Annotated in this window: 12 protein-coding genes and 1 pseudogene; 2 read left to right on the top strand and 11 right to left on the bottom strand. The window is 67.8% G+C overall.

Going from position 1 to position 16,305, the window contains the following annotated elements:
- Nucleotides 1-541: 541 nt before the first annotated feature.
- Nucleotides 542-3,058: a Helicase associated domain protein gene (locus tag ABZZ74_RS49385; protein WP_356950685.1), complete on the top strand. Its 2,517-nt coding sequence runs from the start codon at nucleotides 542-544 to the stop codon at nucleotides 3,056-3,058.
- A 92-nt stretch (nucleotides 3,059-3,150) separates the two neighbouring features.
- On the opposite strand, the gene ABZZ74_RS49380 is transcribed toward ABZZ74_RS49385, so the two are convergent.
- From ABZZ74_RS49380 to ABZZ74_RS49360, 5 genes are all read right to left on the bottom strand, one after another.
- Nucleotides 3,151-4,017: a TIGR04222 domain-containing membrane protein gene (locus ABZZ74_RS49380; protein ID WP_356950684.1), complete on the bottom strand. Its 867-nt coding sequence runs from the start codon at nucleotides 4,015-4,017 to the stop codon at nucleotides 3,151-3,153.
- 436 nt (nucleotides 4,018-4,453) lie between these two features.
- Nucleotides 4,454-4,636: a hypothetical protein gene (locus ABZZ74_RS49375; RefSeq protein WP_356950683.1), complete on the bottom strand. Its 183-nt coding sequence runs from the start codon at nucleotides 4,634-4,636 to the stop codon at nucleotides 4,454-4,456.
- Nucleotides 4,637-4,820: 184 nt separating this feature from the next.
- Nucleotides 4,821-5,252, bottom strand: a complete 432-nt coding sequence (locus tag ABZZ74_RS49370) for an SUKH-3 domain-containing protein (RefSeq protein ID WP_356950682.1) — start codon at nucleotides 5,250-5,252, stop codon at nucleotides 4,821-4,823.
- A 15-nt stretch (nucleotides 5,253-5,267) separates the two neighbouring features.
- Nucleotides 5,268-5,630: a hypothetical protein gene (locus ABZZ74_RS49365; protein ID WP_356950681.1), complete on the bottom strand. Its 363-nt coding sequence runs from the start codon at nucleotides 5,628-5,630 to the stop codon at nucleotides 5,268-5,270.
- A gap of 125 nt (nucleotides 5,631-5,755) precedes the next feature.
- The gene (locus ABZZ74_RS49360; RefSeq protein ID WP_356950680.1) at nucleotides 5,756-6,436 is read right to left on the bottom strand and encodes a sensor domain-containing protein; all 681 of its coding nucleotides are present in this window, start codon (nucleotides 6,434-6,436) and stop codon (nucleotides 5,756-5,758) included.
- Nucleotides 6,437-6,825: 389 nt separating this feature from the next.
- On the opposite strand from ABZZ74_RS49360, the pseudogene ABZZ74_RS49355 reads away from it, so the two are divergent.
- A pseudogene (locus tag ABZZ74_RS49355) lies at nucleotides 6,826-7,263 on the top strand (TetR/AcrR family transcriptional regulator); the annotation flags it as partial.
- A 463-nt stretch (nucleotides 7,264-7,726) separates the two neighbouring features.
- Here the strand turns inward: ABZZ74_RS49355 and ABZZ74_RS49350 are convergent.
- The 6 genes from ABZZ74_RS49350 to ABZZ74_RS49325 all read right to left on the bottom strand — a co-directional run bounded on the left by ABZZ74_RS49350 (nucleotide 7,727) and on the right by ABZZ74_RS49325 (nucleotide 15,825).
- Nucleotides 7,727-8,482 carry a class I SAM-dependent methyltransferase gene (locus tag ABZZ74_RS49350; RefSeq protein WP_356950686.1) on the bottom strand — a complete coding sequence of 252 codons (756 nt, stop codon included), beginning with the start codon at nucleotides 8,480-8,482 and terminating at the stop codon, nucleotides 7,727-7,729.
- Between the two features lie 194 nt (nucleotides 8,483-8,676).
- Entirely contained in the window at nucleotides 8,677-11,121 is a 2,445-nt protein-coding gene (locus ABZZ74_RS49345) for a site-specific integrase (RefSeq protein WP_356950679.1), read from the bottom strand.
- Nucleotides 11,118-12,413 (bottom strand): site-specific integrase, encoded by a 1,296-nt coding sequence (locus tag ABZZ74_RS49340; RefSeq protein ID WP_356950678.1) that lies wholly within the window; start codon nucleotides 12,411-12,413, stop codon nucleotides 11,118-11,120. The genes ABZZ74_RS49345 and ABZZ74_RS49340 overlap by 4 nt, the downstream gene beginning before the upstream one ends.
- A gap of 270 nt (nucleotides 12,414-12,683) precedes the next feature.
- The gene (locus ABZZ74_RS49335) at nucleotides 12,684-14,063 is read right to left on the bottom strand and encodes a hypothetical protein (protein WP_356950677.1); all 1,380 of its coding nucleotides are present in this window, start codon (nucleotides 14,061-14,063) and stop codon (nucleotides 12,684-12,686) included.
- A gap of 356 nt (nucleotides 14,064-14,419) precedes the next feature.
- Nucleotides 14,420-14,824 (bottom strand): helix-turn-helix transcriptional regulator, encoded by a 405-nt coding sequence (locus tag ABZZ74_RS49330; RefSeq protein ID WP_356950676.1) that lies wholly within the window; start codon nucleotides 14,822-14,824, stop codon nucleotides 14,420-14,422.
- Entirely contained in the window at nucleotides 14,824-15,825 is a 1,002-nt protein-coding gene (locus tag ABZZ74_RS49325; RefSeq protein WP_356950675.1) for a tyrosine-type recombinase/integrase, read from the bottom strand. The genes ABZZ74_RS49330 and ABZZ74_RS49325 overlap by 1 nt, the downstream gene beginning before the upstream one ends.
- Nucleotides 15,826-16,305: the final 480 nt, after the last annotated feature.

The following is a 16,305-nucleotide window of genomic DNA, read 5'->3' as shown; positions in this document are numbered from 1 at the left end:
GCCGGGCTCGCCGGGCTGATCGCCGACGAGACACGGGCCGCGTGTCTGCTCGCGCTGCTGGACGGACGGGCGTGGACCGCGGGTGCGCGCGGTCTGCTCCGCAGACACGACGCGCCGCCGCTACGCGGCGGATTCCGCGCTTCGCGCGGAAGGGCCGGAACTCCGTTCCGGCCACCGGATCGCTCCGCGATCCTCTGCGGGGATCCGGCTCCGCCGGCCCCCGGGCGGAACCGGTGCGCTCCGCGCCCCACTTCCGCCAAAAAGCGCGCATCTACAGGGATGGTGGCGGGGTGTCAGATGGTGCAGGTCCCCCTGGGCGCGGTCCTGAGAAGTCTGGCGTTCCTGTTAATTTGACACTCCGTCAACTGTGACTGCACGAACCTCAGGATCGAACACTTTCCACCATCTTGACAGCTCGTATGCGTCACTTTACTTAGCCGGATAAATTCTGGGATAATAGCTGAGTTACTCCCCTGCTCATGGCCGGGTACTGAAATCCTCTCATGGTGTGCCGTAATTGGTGCATGAAATTGGGTGTGGAATGGCGCATATGAGTCTTCGTCCGCATCAGGTTGAGGCGGTGGATTCGGTGCTTCGGAGTCTTTCGGAGCAGCCGGGGATGGGAATTCCTCCTGAGGGTCTGAGGGCTCAGGTCATCGCCGCCACTGGGTCCGGGAAGACTCTGATTGGTGTGGAGGTGGCGAACCGTCTGTCCGCGCGCAGGGTGCTGGTGTTGGTGCCGACGTTGGATCTGCTGCTGCAGATGGCTGCCGCGTGGCGGGCCGGTGGCCGGCACGGGGCGATGGTCGGGGTGTGCTCGCTTCGGGGGGCGGACAGCCAGGGGGTGCCGTGCACGACCGATCCGGACGAGCTGGTGGCGTGGACGGCCGGGCCGGAGATGGTCACGGTGTTCGCGACGTACGCCTCCGTCGGCATGGGCACGGTGCAGCGGGCGCATGCGGCGGGGTTGCCGGTGTGGGACTTGATGGTGGTGGATGAGGCGCACCGCACGAGTGGGGATGCGGGCAGGCCGTGGGCGGCGGTGCATGACCAGGCGCAGGTGCCGGCGGTGCGGCGGTTGTATATGACGGCGACGGCGCGGGTGTGGGAGGCCGAGGGGGATCGCCCGCGGCTGGTGGCCTCCATGGACGAGCACTCCCCCGTCTTCGGGCCGGTGGCCTACAAGTTGAAGCTGTCCGAGGCGATCCGGCTGGGGCTGGTGGCGCCCTATCAGGTGCTGTGCCTCGACATCCGCGACCCCGAGCTGCACGCCGCACTGACCACCACGGAGACGATCGCGGCCGGCTCCGACGTAGTGCGTGGGGCCCGGTTGGCGGCGGTGCAGGCCGGGTTGATGCGGGCCGCGGTCGAGGAGCGGGTGCGGCGGGTGCTGTCCTTCCACAGTCGGGTGGTTGAAGCGGAGGCGATGGCGGCCGCGCTGCCGGCCGTCGCGGGCCGGCTTGCTGCTGACGCTCCCGATACCTTCCCGCCGGCGGAGCAGGTGTGGGCGGACTGGCTCTACGGAGAGCACCCGCCCGCCCGGCGTCGTCAGGTGCTGGAGGAGTTCGCCTCCGACTTCCTTGGCGGAAAAGAGTTCGAGGGGCGGGATGTGCCCGCGAAATTGCGGGTGTTGTCCTCCGTGCGGGTTTTGGGGGAAGGCGTGGACACTGCGAATTGTGATGCGGTGCTTTTCGCGGACGCACGTGGGTCGATGGTCGATATCGTGCAAATGGTCGGGCGTGCTCTGCGTATGGAGCCCGGGGCCGGGAAGATTGCCACGCTGATCGTTCCCGTGTTCCTCGGGCCGGATGAAGATCCGAACGAATTGCTCACCTCGGACGCCTACAACACCCTCGCGAAGGTCCTCGGAGCTCTCCGGGCGCACGACTCCGAGACCATCGAGGCCCTCGCCGACCCGCGGATGCGCAGTGGTCGGCCCTGGGGTGCCCAGGAGGGTGAACAGGCCGAGGAGAGCGGCGAGTTGCGGAACGGGGCGGAGGACTTCGAGGACGACGGCCTGGACGCCGGCATGCGGGTGGGTATGGAGGCCGCGGGCGTACTGCGGTTCAGCGAAGAACGCGACCCGGCCGCGCTCACCCAGTTCGTACGGCTACGGGTCATCGACCCCGAAGGCGCCTACTGGCGGCGTGGGATCGAAGCCGCCACGAGGTGGCGGCGGGAGACCGGCTCGCGGGAACTCACGGTGCCGTACACGTACGTCACCCCCGAGGACTGGCCCGCGATCGGCGGGTATCCGCTGGGCGTGTGGGTGGCCGACCAGCGCCGGTATTACGCGGCAGGTGTGCTGGAGGCATCGCGCGTAGCCGAGCTGGAAGCGTTGGGCATGGTGTGGTCGGTGCAGGCGAGCGCGTGGGAGACCGGCCTCGCCGTGGCACGCTCCTACGCGGCCACGCACGGGCACTTCCTGCCCGCCGCCTCCGTCGTCTGGGACGACTTCCCGATCGGGGTGTGGGCGAAGAACCAGCGCGCAGCGGCCCGTAAGACGTACCAGAACGCCGCCCGGCGCGAGGCTGGAGAAGTGGGCGTGCCGAGCGCCGGGGAACTGTCAGAAAGCCGCCTGGAGGCCCTGGCGGACATCGACCCCGGATGGTGCCCGGCCTGGGACATTGCCTGGCAGCGCAGCTACCGGCTCACCCTCACCCACCTGCGCGCCGGCGGCGCACTGCCCACTGCGGCAGGCCAACTCATCGTCCAGGGCGAAGACCTCGGCGCATGGGTCGCTGGGCAGAAGGCCGCCTGGCCGCAGCTGACGCCGGCGCAGGCCTACTTGCTGGAGACCCTCGGCGTCGATCCCGACGACGCCCAAGGAGCGCGACCAGGCCCGCGCTCACAGGACGAACGGTGGGCCATCAACCTCGCCGCCGCCCGCCAGTTCCACGCCCGCGAAGGACACCTCCGCCCGGCACGCAAGCACGTGGAAGTGGTTGACGGCGAGGAGATCAAGCTGGGGGCCTTCCTCGACAACACCCGCAGGAGAGCCGCGAAGTTGAGCCCAGAACGGCGCGCCGACCTCGACCACCTCGGCATGCGCTGGTGAGCGTGGCGAACGCGCCCCACCCCGAAAACCCTCGGAGATCATTCGGAAACCGCATCGGTGGATCGAGGCCCGAGTGGATCTGCCTTGCGTGTTCATCCTCCGCATCCGCCACCGCAGCCACCCCCTCCACCGCAGCCACCGCCACCGCCTCCGCCGTCTGAGCCGGAGGACGAGTGGGAGGTCGATACGGTCGGCCCGAACAGTGCCTCGCGCAGTGACGCGTCCTCGAGTCCCCATCCGCCTGCGCGGGCGAAGTGCATGACAGATTCAGGCACCGCGATCGCAGTGGCGCCGTAGACGCGGCGTACGTACCTTCGTGGCTCCTGCCCCATATCCCAGCGGGCCCAGCTCAAGCGCTCCGAGGCCCGGGTGGTCTCGTCGTGGAACGGCACCGCCACGAGGATCAGCACCGGTGTCAGCAAAAGGCACAGGACCAGGAAGCCGACCGGCCGCCCCAGCCGGACGCCGTTGACCAAGCGGGCGATGCCGACTCCGAAGACGGCCATGGGCAGCAAAAGAACAAGCCGCGAGGCCAGGGAGCGGCCACGCGTCAGCCGTACGCCGTCGGCGATGGCGACGAGACGTGTGCGGCGTACCGGCTGCGCCTTCGACGCCCGCCGGCGCACCTCTGCCAGGGTGAGACGCTCGTCTGTGCCGAACACTTCGAGCACCGAGGCCTGGACGGGTTCCTCGGGCGCCTGACCGCAGACGCTGATCCTGTGGTCCCCGTCGACACGCAGCCGCCCGCTGTCGATCAGGGCGTACACCGCCGTGTCCACCACACCCGCCTCGAACCGACACACCCTGGCGTACGTATAGACGTCCACCGGCCCCACAGGCCTTGACCGGCGCCCTCGGACCAGGAGCCGCACGAGGGCGGCCACCAGTATCGACACGCCCAAAGCGATGCCGTACACGCCCAGGAACTGCGGACCGCTCAACCCCCACGGTTGTTCCAAGTCACCTCCACACGACAGTCGGGACGGAACAAGGGTGGCAGGCGACCAAGCGGGACGCTTCAGGGAAATCACGTAATCCCGTACGTAGTGAACCGCTCTGGGACAGTCCGGAGCCTCCACCGATCCCGGAGCGGTTCACCCAGCCGGACGCCATAACTGATCAGCCCAGCTCAGCTATCCGCGAACCGATCACAAAAGCCGATCCTGGACACGGCTCTGGATGAGTTGGGCATGCGCTGGTGAGCGTGACCTCGCAGAGTCTGCCGGCGTTGCACAGGAGGCGCAGTTGATGCCCGTCCCCCGCGCTCTTCTGCGGCTTTCAGAGGGCCCGTTGTGCACCGACAGCGGGCCCTCTCTCGTGGGGCGCCCTGGGCCATTGCCTGGTGGGTTGCAGCGGGCCATGGTCATGCCGAACAGTTGTCAGCTGTGCGCGTGGTCAGAGGGCGGGTTGGGGAAGCTCGCCAACGTGTACCTTCACGACCTTCACGTGCGTGCATCCGGCGGCCTTGAGGGCGCGTTGGCGCCGGATGGCGGCCTGCTTGTCGAAGACGCCGGCGGACGCCTGGACGGCGCCGTCGGGGTCGGTCCACGTCAAGCCGTAGCGCACTGCTGTCGTCATGAACCCGATCCTCTCCACTCACAGCAGGTCTCGAACACCATACGGACGGGTAGCCGGGCCCTACGCGTCAGCAGCTTTCCACGCAACCGCGCCGGGAGTAGGTTCGGTCGCTTCGTTAGCAGGAGGTCCTGCTGAGACTCGCCGGAAGCATCGTCGGAGCGAAGCCCGGTCCGGCTGGGGCTGTTCAGTCGGTGGTCTCGATCCGCTCCGGGCCGATGCCCAGGATGAGCTTCTCCAGCGCTTCCTGGGCGTCGCCGAACGTGGCCAGCCAGGTTTCGACCAGGTAGATCTCGCTGTTCTCGTCGATGCCGAGGAAGAATCTGCCCTCATCGAGTTCGCCGAGGGGGAAGATGGTGCGCCCGATGGTGTGACTCCAGTCGGCGAAGCGGTCTTCCTCGCCGATCAGGTTGTCCGGGTGGAAGTTGAAGGGGGTCTTGGCGCAGGTGATCCCGGGGCCGCTGATCTGGACGTCCAGGCCACCGAACTGGGCCAAGAAGGCTTCAGCGGCATCGTGCATGCGGACCAGGCCGGTCTTCTCGAGCGTCTTGCGCCAGTGGTCGATCGCGACGTGCCGTCCCGGCCGCCAGCCTGCTGCGCGCAGTGTCTCCTCGATCACGCCAGTTGTCCGTAGTTACGTCGCCGTCGCATCGACCCATGCCTTGTCCACCGGCACGTCTTCTGGCCAACCGGGCCGCCGGTCCGCCTGCCAACGGGCGAAGTCGTCACGCAGGAACTGCGGGTCAACTGGCTTGAGTCGCACTTGCTGTCGCTGGTCGGCCCACCAGACCTCGAATTCGGCCTCGGTTCCTTCGCCTGGCCAGCGTTCTGCGTCCTGCGGCAGAAGCAGAACATCGACGAACCCTCCGACCGGAAGACCGATGTCGACGAATATCCCGGTCGCGCCCGGCCTCGGGACTGCCGTCACCGTCCCTCGGAACCGTTGTCCGAACCGCAGGCCGCGACGGATTCGAATCCACTCTTCAGCGCTGACCACCCGGACATCCTGGCATCCCGCTCTCCGAAGCAGGGCCCGGTGGGCAAGGAAAATCGGTGGGTCAGGGTGCACCGGGGCGGCAGGGTGGGACGTTCCCGGAAGATTGCTGGGGCCTGTCCGGCGGATCATGTGCCTTTCGCATCTGCGGCGAGAACCTCTTCGTGGCGAAGCTCGGCTGCCGCCTGCTTCCCCGTTAGCTGGAGCAGCCTGAACGGGTCGGGACTACTCGTCGCGTTTACGCTTACCACGACGGTGCCCACCCGGATCAGTTCCGTAGCCCATGGCTCGGCCTTGCGGCCCTGCAGGCTCCACGACCCCTGGAACGCAGTGGAGTCGTCGCCTGTTCGCGGGATCGGCATATTGACTACCTCCTTGAAGGAGAAGGAGTAGTTGTTGAGCCGGTAGTGAAGGTTGGAGCAGTGTTTGACCGAGGTCCGGGTGTCGTCGACGACTCGCTCAGCTTCTCTGGCACTGGGGTAGCTGACCACCATGCTCTCCAACTGGACCGGACGGTCAGTAGTGGTGAGGGTGTATCCCCGGTCGACCTCGTGCAGCCCGTGATAGTAGGAGCCGCTCAGGAATTGGGCGTTGAGGAAGGTCGTGCACTCGGGGCCGCCCGCATCCGCCTTGTACCTGATGCTCGTCACACCTGTGCGGTCGTATCTCGGCGCGCGTCTCAGCAGCGGGAAGTCTGTGTCGGAGAAGGCGACCACGTGGAGCTGCTTCTCGCTCAGGACCACGGCCTGCACCCTGGGGTCGAGGCTCGCAGCGTTGGCCTTCGGCGCCCTGGCGGCCTGCGACGCCACGGAGTGGACCTTCGCCCCAGACCCCCCACACGCAGCCGTAACGCCCAGCGCCAGGCTCACCGCAACGGCACACACCGTACGTCGGACCGCGTTCATGTGTGCCCCCTGTGATCACCCCGTTGGCCACCGGAATATAGCAACACGGCTGTGCAGAGCCTCGGACCTTCGGTGCTGACCAACGATCGCTCCTCGACCTCGACGAGCACATCAGTCAGGAGAAGGCCGTGCAGATCCTGCTGGAGTGGTCGGATCAGCTCTGGGATGTGCCCAGCCTCGTGCGGCCTGCCGGGCGCCGGTACCGGCCGGCGCCCGGCGCTCGTTCACCCTGCAGCGGCCCCAGGGGCGGCGCGTCGGCGTCGGCCCGGCAAGAGGCCGCGGCCGCCGTGTCCGCTTTCCTGGCGGAACTGGTCCTCGATCGCGTCCGCGGCATCGAGGACCGCACCACGACTCTGCGCGCGGCCGCCGGGACCGGGAGCGTGGTGGACAACCTCACCGACGCGCTGCAGGACCTGTTCGGTCCGGTCACGGTGGCGATCGTTGCGCTCATCACCTTCCGCGACGGCCTTCGCCCCCGGCTGCGCGAGGCCGGTCTGACCGGTATCCCGCTGGCCGTGCAAGGCACTGCCATGATCGCCGCATACCTCACCGCTGAGCGGGAGTTGGGGCGCCTGGCCGGTGACGCAGACATCGACACACTCACCCCCACCCTCGTCGGGGCCGGGCACCTGCTGTTCGCCGACCGGACGAGCGCCCCGCCGCAGACCGCCGCCGTCCGCAAGATGGTGACCACCGTCATCGCCGGCGCCTTGCGACCACCCCAGCCGTGACCCGAGCGCCCAGGTCGCACGTCGCCAGGCGTTGCTAACGCGCGTCGGAAGATTGCTAGCCGACTGCTAGAGATTGACCGACACTGCTAACGCAGCCCTGGGACCTACACCGGGGCGCGGGTAAATCCCTGCAGCCGCTTCCCGGATGGCATACGCTGGGTGTACCGACGCGGGGTGGAGCAGCTCGGTAGCTCGCTGGGCTCATAACCCAGAGGTCTTCTCTGAACTACTGAGGCTGAACTCACGGTGTCATGAAGGGCTGATGCCTCATGCTCCGTCTGGTATGCCCCTGGGCTGCGGTATCAACAGGGCAATAGTGCTGGGGTGAGCCTGTCGGCGGTGTATGACAGGCTCATGCCCTATGATCGATGATTTCGCATGATCTCCTCGCGTTCGCCCGGCTTCCTCGTGGTAAGTGCGGACACTGCCGAGCACGAGCTCAGTCGGTCAGCGCGACCGGTGTTTATACCTTGCTCGCGACCACCATGTAGTTCTCGGCCTCAAGATCGAACGTGCTCAGTTCCGTCTGGAGTCCGACCCGGTGCAGCTCGACTTCGAGTTCCTCGTACCGGTAGGGCCAGCAGGACAGCAGTTCCGAGCGGACAAGAACCGGCCCAGTCGCATCAACTTGGGCGATCGCAATCTCGATATGGTGCTCATCCTCCCAATGCGGCGCAATCTCCCAGCGGTAAATTACGGCGGCATCGCGACCGTTCCGGCGGACGAGTCGGTCCCAGATGTCCAGCCGGGAACCTCTGGCCCTCACGAGTTCCCAAGTCCGGGATGTGAGCACCAAGCGCCCTCCCGGGCGAAGAAGCCGTGACATCGACTCCAGAGCAGCACCCCGGCCTGTCGCGCCCGCGGCATGGTGAAGCGAGTTGCCAACGCAGAACACCATGTCGAACGTGTTGTCCTGGAAATGGTCGGGCAACTCTTCCCAGTTCGCCCGTACGGTCCGGACGGATGCCCCGAACTCCTCCGACAACTCTGCAGTCCGACGAACCATCGCCTCGCTGGCGTCAGTTGCGACAACCTGCATGCCACGACCGGCGAGGCCAACCGCCAACTGTCCGGTTCCGCACGAACAGTCGAGGACGTGAGCATTCGACGGCAGGAGATTGAGGACGTCGTCGAACGACGCAGCGAACTCGGCTGGAGGCAACTTTGCATCCGAGATGAGCCATTCGTACACCTCGGCGAGCACGTCATAACCTGTCACAATCACTACCTCCGTCACGCGGCAGACTCGCGGTAGGACGTCAGTCCATCAGCGGAGCAAGCCGGGCACCAATGGTTTTCGCAAGGATGGCTCTGACGGTGTTGTGGGTTGTCAGTTGTCCGTCTGAGTGGATGTCACCTGCTGGTTAGCGATCAAGACTCGCGGACCGATCAACCCACCTGCTCGGGGTCGTCTCATGGCCCATGAAGGTGTGGCTCAGCACGAGCGGCGATCTGGCTGAAGCTGGGAACACCCAAGAATATCGGGGAGTCCTTCTTCTTCTGTCGTGCATCCAGCTGTTCGAGCTTTTCTTCCGCGGCATCGCGGCTCACCGAGAGACCTTCGACTTCCCCGAGCCAGCCCTCCCTTTCTGCTTCCGCGATCCGATCGTTCAGATTATCGCGGATCTCGACCAGTCGCCCCCTCTCGTACGGATCCACGATCAGGACTGGGCAGCGGACACAAGCGTGTTCATGAATGCAGTCGGTCCCGTAGGCTCGCCCGCATGATCCGAGCGCCAGCTTGCGGCGTTCGAACTGGGTCAGGAACTCCTGCCATTCTTCGGAGGTGACCGCACTGTATTCCTTGCGGGGGCGGAGGCTGCGTCGTCGGGCAATGAAGGCTCGGTGTGCTTCGATGGCCTTGGCCGGGTAGACAGCGTTATAGCCCATAGTCGTGTTGATGTTGCTGTGACCCGCGATGACCTGGGCGATGTGTGGCGGAAGCCCGTTCAGGATCGCGTCCGTGATGAAGATGCGTCGAAAGTCGTGAGGTTGGAATTTCAGTGGCTTTCCGGTGGCGTCGGCCAGACCAGTCGCCAGCAGCACGTCGTTCAGGGCGTCGCGGACCGTGTTGTGTGAGATGGGCCGCCTTTCTCCTGAGATGCTCCACTGGTAGAGAAGCGGCATGGGATCATTCCAGACCTTCTCGTGGAGGTCGTAGCTGGGAACCGAAGGGATGACTCCGTTGTTGCCGCGTACTCGCGTGACAACGGCGCTGAGGACATCGGCCAGTTCGGGAGTGACCAGCAGCAGGCGCTCTTGGTCGGTTTTCGACGGTGCGATTTGAAGGAGGGGGACGAACTCTCCGGTGCTGGGAAGCTTGTAGCGGATGATGCTGTGATGGCCGAGTTCGAGAAGCTCTTCGATGCGGATGCCTGTGTGGCGGAGGATTTCGATAGTGGCCCAACCCCAGAAGGCTCGTTTCTCTTCGGCCTCAAGGTCCCGGCGCCGTCCGGAGGCGTCGCAGGCCTGTCCGGTGAGACCGGCTCGGGAAGTGGTCTTCGGGGCGGTGAAGGATTCCCCCAGCACGGTGAACTGGGACCCGAGAGCAGCGGCGTGGAGCGCGTCCAGGCGGGCCCGGGCTTCTTTGAGTCGGCGGTCGGCGACGCGGATGAGCGCGTGCAGGACGGGGAGCCTTTCCCGTGTCCGCTGGTCTGAGGTGGTCTTCTGCCGCTGCTTTGTCTTCTTGTCGGAGCAGTCAGCTTCGGTGATGGGGCAGGGTGCTGCCCATGGGCCCCAGCGGGCGGGTTCGTCCAAAGCCCACTGAGCGATGTCCAGATAGAAGGCGCGGACGAGAGTCTTGATCGCCGGCGCGCTGGAGCGCGGTGTGGTGGTCTCGACAACTTGGCCGTCCGGCATCCGCTTGCGGCGAGTGACAACGTTGACGCGGGCTTTCCATGCCGCCGCGACCTCCGGGTGCAGGTGGAGTGAGCCGATGCCTTCGTTGTGGCGCTCAAGGTCGGCCCAGAAGTTCTTGGCCAGAGCTGCCGCCAGATTGATCAAGGAGTTGTGATCGAGCGAGGGTTGGCGTTCGGTGAGGTAGTCGACGAGAAGACCACGGACCGGGCGGCAGCGCAGGTCGTAGCGATCGACGAGAGCCGCCGGCGTCACCTGACCGGTGCGGGTCTGCAGCCGCAGGAGGGTTGCTGGGGCGTCCGGCGGGAACGGGCCGAGCTCGCGCAGGGCTGTGTAGGCGATGCGAACGCCTCGGGCCGCGTCATGGTCGGTCGCCTGCAATAGAGCGAGGAGATCACCGACGACGATGTCCTCGACGAGGCCGCCGAAAGCAGCGAGCAGGCGTGCGACACCTTGGAGGGCCGCGGAGGCATGACGGGTGGACCGGATGGCCTCGGGCAGCTGGGCTTCCAGGCGGGCGAACCCGTCGGGGTCTCGGGTCGCTCCAAGGGCCGGCCGGAGGGCGCCCGATGTGCTGGCAGCCAGCCATTCCATGGTGGGGCGGATGACGTCCACGCAGATCAAGGCCAGGGTCCCGGAAGCGAGGCAGGCCGTTGTCGGCTTTCGACCGATGGTGGCCGCCCAGTCAATGACGGCCCTGTGCCAGCCAGTTGGAGATTGCGCCGCAGGGCTGGCGTCCCAACACGCCTGCCAGGTAGATCCGGGGAAGGTCTGAAGCCAGGACAGGATGATCCGGGCCCCCACCATGCGGGTGACCTGGGCTCTGTCCTTCACTCGGAATGGCGGCCGCTGGAGCGTGGCAAGGATGTACTCACTGTCGGCCTCGGTCATGGGCCAGGACGCGGCCTTCTCGCGCGGGGGGATTTTCTCCAAGAGCGCGGCTGCCTCGGCGCCGGCGAGCCTGCGGGGAGTGGTCGGCGCCGCGAGCACGGTCATGGTCATACGACCAGACCTCCGAAGAGCGTGCTCAGCGAGTCCTCGTTGTAGGCGGGGGCCGGAGGTGCCGGGGGCGGGGTAGCCTTTCGCGCCTCTTGTCGGGCGTGGTGGGCCAGACCTGCCGAAATGACTTCGTCCCGGGTCGGGCGGAGGTACTTCTGCAGCGTGCTCTGATCCTTGTGTCCGAGGATGTGCTGGACGTAGACCAGCGACATCTCGGGATCCTCGGCCATGCGGTAGGTGGCGGTGTGCCGCAGGTCGTGCAGCGTCCAGTTGGCGCCGAGGAGCTCGACCGTCCGCGTGAACATGGCGCGAGCAGCGTGGTAGTTCAGCGGTCGCCAGGGGCGTCGCAGAGTCCACCACAGGGGCTGGTTGCGGCCCCGTGGGACCCCCTTGCGCCAGGCTTCCTCCTGGTAGAGCCGGAGCCAGACGAACGCGTCCGGAGATGCGGGCAGTTGCTGGTAGTCCCGGGTTCCTTTGCGGATCACGCCGATCACCTGCTGGCCGGGGAGGGCGTCGCGTTGGGTCGAGCTCAGCAGTTCGCTGGCGCGGGCGCCGCTGGCGACCCAGAAGGCTAGCAGGGCACGGTCTCGGTGGGAGCGGAGGCCGGCGAAGACCTCGGTGTACTTGTCGTCCGGGATGCGTCGGGGGATCCGCTTGGGAACCGTCGGCCGGTAGCGGCCGGCCCTCTCACGCTTGACACCGTCTGCCGGGTTACGGTGAGCGTTCGGGCGTCCGTTGCGGCGCGTGCGATCCAACGGGAACGGGTTGACGAGCAACTGGCCGCTGCTGAGATCGAGGTGGAAGTCGTAGAAGGTCCGCAGGACGCTCTCGAAGTGAGCCCGGGTGGTAGGCGCGTACTTCTTCCCGATGGACAGTTTCCCGGTAACCGGATTCGGTGTCCCAGGCGCAAGCCGGCCAGCCCGAGGCATGGGCGTGGGTATCTCGGCCAGGTCCTTGCCGCGGTGCCTCCAGTGCACGCGAGCTGGCTTGTCCGCCAGCTGCATCCACAGCGTGAAGTCCCGCGCGTCTTCCCGTAGTGCGCGGTCCCACTCGAGGCCCTCTGCCCAGAGGAACCGCCACCACCGCAACAGGTCGTTGCCGTACGAGTACAACGTGGTGGCAGGGCTGTCAGCGGCGAGCAGGTCCTTGAAATAGGTCGCGACCGGCTCGACACGCTGCCCTTCAGGGTCGATGAGCCGGTACGGCTCCCACTCGTCCTCCGTTGCCTCCAGGCGGCCGATCTCGGGCAACACGAAGTTCTTCAGATCCCGTTCACGGGTCCTTGATCCACTCACCGCCTGAACGTAACAGAAGGCCCTCTGACCTGCGAAAACGCGAGCTTTAGTTCAGTCAATACACCGCAGGTTCAAATCCCGCCCCCGCTACCAAGCCACTGGCCCCCCTTCCAACAGGGAAGGGGGGCCAGTGGCGTATCCGGTGCAGTCCGCCCGGGGCGGGCTGGTGGTGACGGTCTGAGCCGGCCTCACCGGGATGGGCTTCGGGTACGGCTCCTTGCGGCATCGGCCGGTGCCGCGCCGGCGCCGGCCGGCGTCGCAGGGGGTCTGTCACGGTGGGGGCTGGTGGAGGTCCGGGGTGTTGAGGCCGGGGTGGTCCAGGACGGCCGTGTAGCGCTGGGCGGCGTGGATGCTCAGGCCGAACATTTCGCTGATGTGCTTGGCGTCGCCGCCGGTGGCCAGGGCCTCGTTGAGGATGCGGTCATTGCGCAGCGCGCGGGTGCTGAGGTCTGGGCCCAGATGCCGGTAGATCCAGGGGCTGCCGACGCTGGCTGTGCCGGTCGCGGAGCGGTAGTGGATGAACAGGTGGGGGTTGGCGGTTGCGGGCCAGCGGCTGTGGCGGTGGGTGAGGTAGGTGGCCAGCCGTTCACGCACGGGGGCGGCGAGCACGATGGCCCGGCCGTCAACGGTGATGCGGTCGTCGCTGAGGTCGGTCAATTGCAGCTGCCGCAGATGCTTGACCTGCAGGCCGTGGAAGGCGGTCAGCGCGCACAGCAGGGCGCAGGCCGGGTCGTCGGAGTCGAGGGCCTGGCGGATGGTTTCCGCCTCCAGGGGCAGCGGGATGGTGGGAAACGGGGCCGCGGTGGGGATCTGCTCGGTGGGATCGGTGAAGACCAGACGGCGGGCCTTGAGGATCCTGAAGAGGGAGCGCAGGCCCTGCAGCATGCGGTGGCGCTCCACACCGGAGGGCGGCAGCACGGCGCGGACGTCGTGGTCGGTGACCGCGCACAGCGTGGTGGTGCCGGTGTTTGCCCAGTGCAGCAGAGCGGGCAGCGCCCACGACAGGTGCAGGCGCAGGGTCGTCGTGGTGCGCGGCCGGCGGCGCGGCAGCTGGGTGCTGCCGTCCCGCATCACCGCCAGCCACACCTCAACCGGTGCGCGCATCGCGGCCGGCAGGGGGGCGATGGATGCCTGGGCCCAGGCGGTCGCCGCGCAGCCTGGTTCGCGCTCGAGGAGGCCGGCTTCCTCGAGGATGCCTGTGATGTGGACATGGGGGAGGTGGGGGACCTCTGCCAGGACCGCGGTGTCGGCCGGGGTGAGGCGGGCGCCGGGGGCGGTGAGGAAGCCGAGCAGGAGATTGACGCCGGTGTGCACCCGTTTGGTCAGCTGTCGGCTCCAGCCGTAACGGGCCGCCCGCCGGTCGGTGAACTGGCCTACCCAGGCCGCGAGATGCGGCTCCGCGTGATCGGCAAGCCCTGCGGTGTGGTCGCGGTGGCGCAGCGTACGGGGCAGGTCGAACAGGGCCGGCTGGTGATACTCGGGCGGTGCAAGAGGGGCCGTGGGGGTGGGGGCAGGCCTGCGGGCGGGGGTGGCGTTGCGGAAGAAGTCGGTGATGAACAGCTGCTGCCCGCCGGCCCGGATCTCCTGCCAGGACACCGCGGGGTCGTCGCGGCGGATGCGGGCGGCCTGCTTGCGGCACAGCCGGCACACCCCCTCGGTATCGAGGCAGGAGGAATGCGCACAGACCGAACACGCACCGGTGCGGGGATACTTACGGCACCAGGACTTACAGCCCTTGCACCGCCAGCCTTGGCCGCGGGTGGCGCCCCAACCTGAGCAGTTACGGCAGGAATCCGGCGGCGGCAGCGCATCCGGATGACAGCGCTCACACAGGCCCGACGCCCAGTACAGACGGCGCGAGCCGCACCGCAGACACGGCGGCGGGATCACCGGGCCGCCGGGCCAGCAGGTGAAGCAGAATTCCACCTGTCCTGTCACCGGCGGCCGCGCCCAGCACACCCCGCACCGCGCCCGGCTGCCCACCTTGTGTCTGACCCGGCTCGTGCTCACAGCGGCGGCACCAGCCGGCCCGCCCGACCTGCACCCGACGGCACACGCGACAGCCGGGTGCCAGCCGCTTCCAGCCCGCCCGGCACGCCACTCACGGCATGCCCCGCAGGGTCTGGCAGGCCACTTGCGGCATGCTCCGCGGAGCCCGGCGGGCCGCTCGCAGGCCACGCCGCAGGCACAGCCGGGCTTCCTTCCGGCACCAGGACATCGGAAGGCCGGCAGGCCAGCGCGGTGCAGATGACCTCCAGGTCATCCAGCCGGATCGTGACAGGGATACCCGACCACAGACCGGACATCTTCCCCGCGCTGACCGCCAGACCATGAGCGGCCAGGACACGGCGCAGCCTGGCGGCCGTGGTGATACCGCGCTGAAGAGCACACTGCTTCAACTCCCACCGCATCACTCCCCCACCCCCACCCCGCCCCAGGCGCCGGCACCGGGGGCGCGGGCGGTGCCGGTACCGGGGTCGGTGCCGGTGGGGGCCACACGGCCAGCCGCCCGCACCCCGCTTCCGGCACCGGCACCAGCACCAGCAGCACCGGGGTCAGTACCGGAGTGGGGGTCGCTGTGGGTGCCGGGGTGGGGGTCGGTGCCGGTGCCGGGGTGGGGGTCGGTGCCGGTGCCGGGGTGGGGGTCGGTGCCGGTGAGGCCCAGGCGGTCAGCGACCCGCGTATTCGCCTGCACCCACGCCTGCTCGATGTGCCCGCTGCGCACATGGACGTAGCGGGTCGTGGTCACCAGCCACTCATGCCCGAGCAGCTCCTGGACTTTCAAGTCCACACCCCGCTCATACAGCGACGACGCGCAGAAATGCCGCAGCCCGTGCGGGGTCAGCCGGCCCGTCCAGGCCGGCAGATGGCAGGCCACCGCCTCCCGCAGTGCCGCCCGCAGACACCACACCCCCACCCGCCCGCTCCGGCCGTCCGGCAGCCGGCGCTCGCTGGGAAACAACGGCGCACCCCGCGCCGTGAGGTCATCACCGAACCGCGGGCGGATCTCTGCAAGCCACCACCCCAGCAGCCGGTCCACCCCGTCGATGCCCGGCACCAGCCGCGGCTTGGGCCCCCGCCCCGCACTGCCCTTGCCGAACCTGACGTGCAGCTTGCCGAAACCCCCCAAGTCCGGCCGCCAGTCAGCAACATCCAGCATCACCGACTCGTTGATCCGCAGCCCCGCCCGCCGCCACAACGACGCCACCACATAGTTGCGCACCGCCGGCAGATACTCCCGCACCCGTGGCACCCCGGCACGCCACGCATCGAACAGCGCGGTCACCTCCGCCACCGACGGCGGCACCCGCGCCTGCCCGTAATCACACGAGCGGGGCCGGTTGAACTCATCGACCGGCTGCACCACCACACACCCCGTCCGCGCATACACCTCGCTCTGATACCGGGTCATGACGAACGCGTAGAAACGGGACAGGGTATTCGCCCGGTCATACACCGTCGCCCTCGCCAGCCCCCGCTCCCGCAACCCCGCCAGCCATCCGTCCACATCCGACGGCCCCACCGACCACAGACTCCGCCCCACACACCCCGCAAACTCCAACACCGTCTTCCGGTCATCCGACACCGACCGGTCCGTGAACCCCGCCCCCATCCCAGCCAGCACAAACCGGTCCACCAACTCCCCCTCCAACCCCTCCACCCCACCCCCGCCCCCACCCGTGTCCCCAGCCGAACCCACCACCCTCAACCCAGCCACCCGGCCCACCCCCCGACATCACAACCCCGCCGCAGACACCCCCTGGATACACGCCCACCCGTCAGCAATCCCGAACAACCCCCGCCAAACCCACCGACCGGGCGAACCCCGCAAACCCCCAGCCCACACCACCCCGCCACCACCCCACCCCACGAACCCCACACCTTTCGCACA

It is taken from the genome of Streptomyces sp. NPDC006476 (genome assembly GCF_040612015.1).
GTDB lineage: Bacteria > Actinomycetota > Actinomycetes > Streptomycetales > Streptomycetaceae > Streptomyces > Streptomyces griseorubiginosus_B.
The sequence above is the reverse complement of the archived record's forward strand: the minus strand, read 5'-3'. Positions and strand labels throughout refer to the sequence as shown.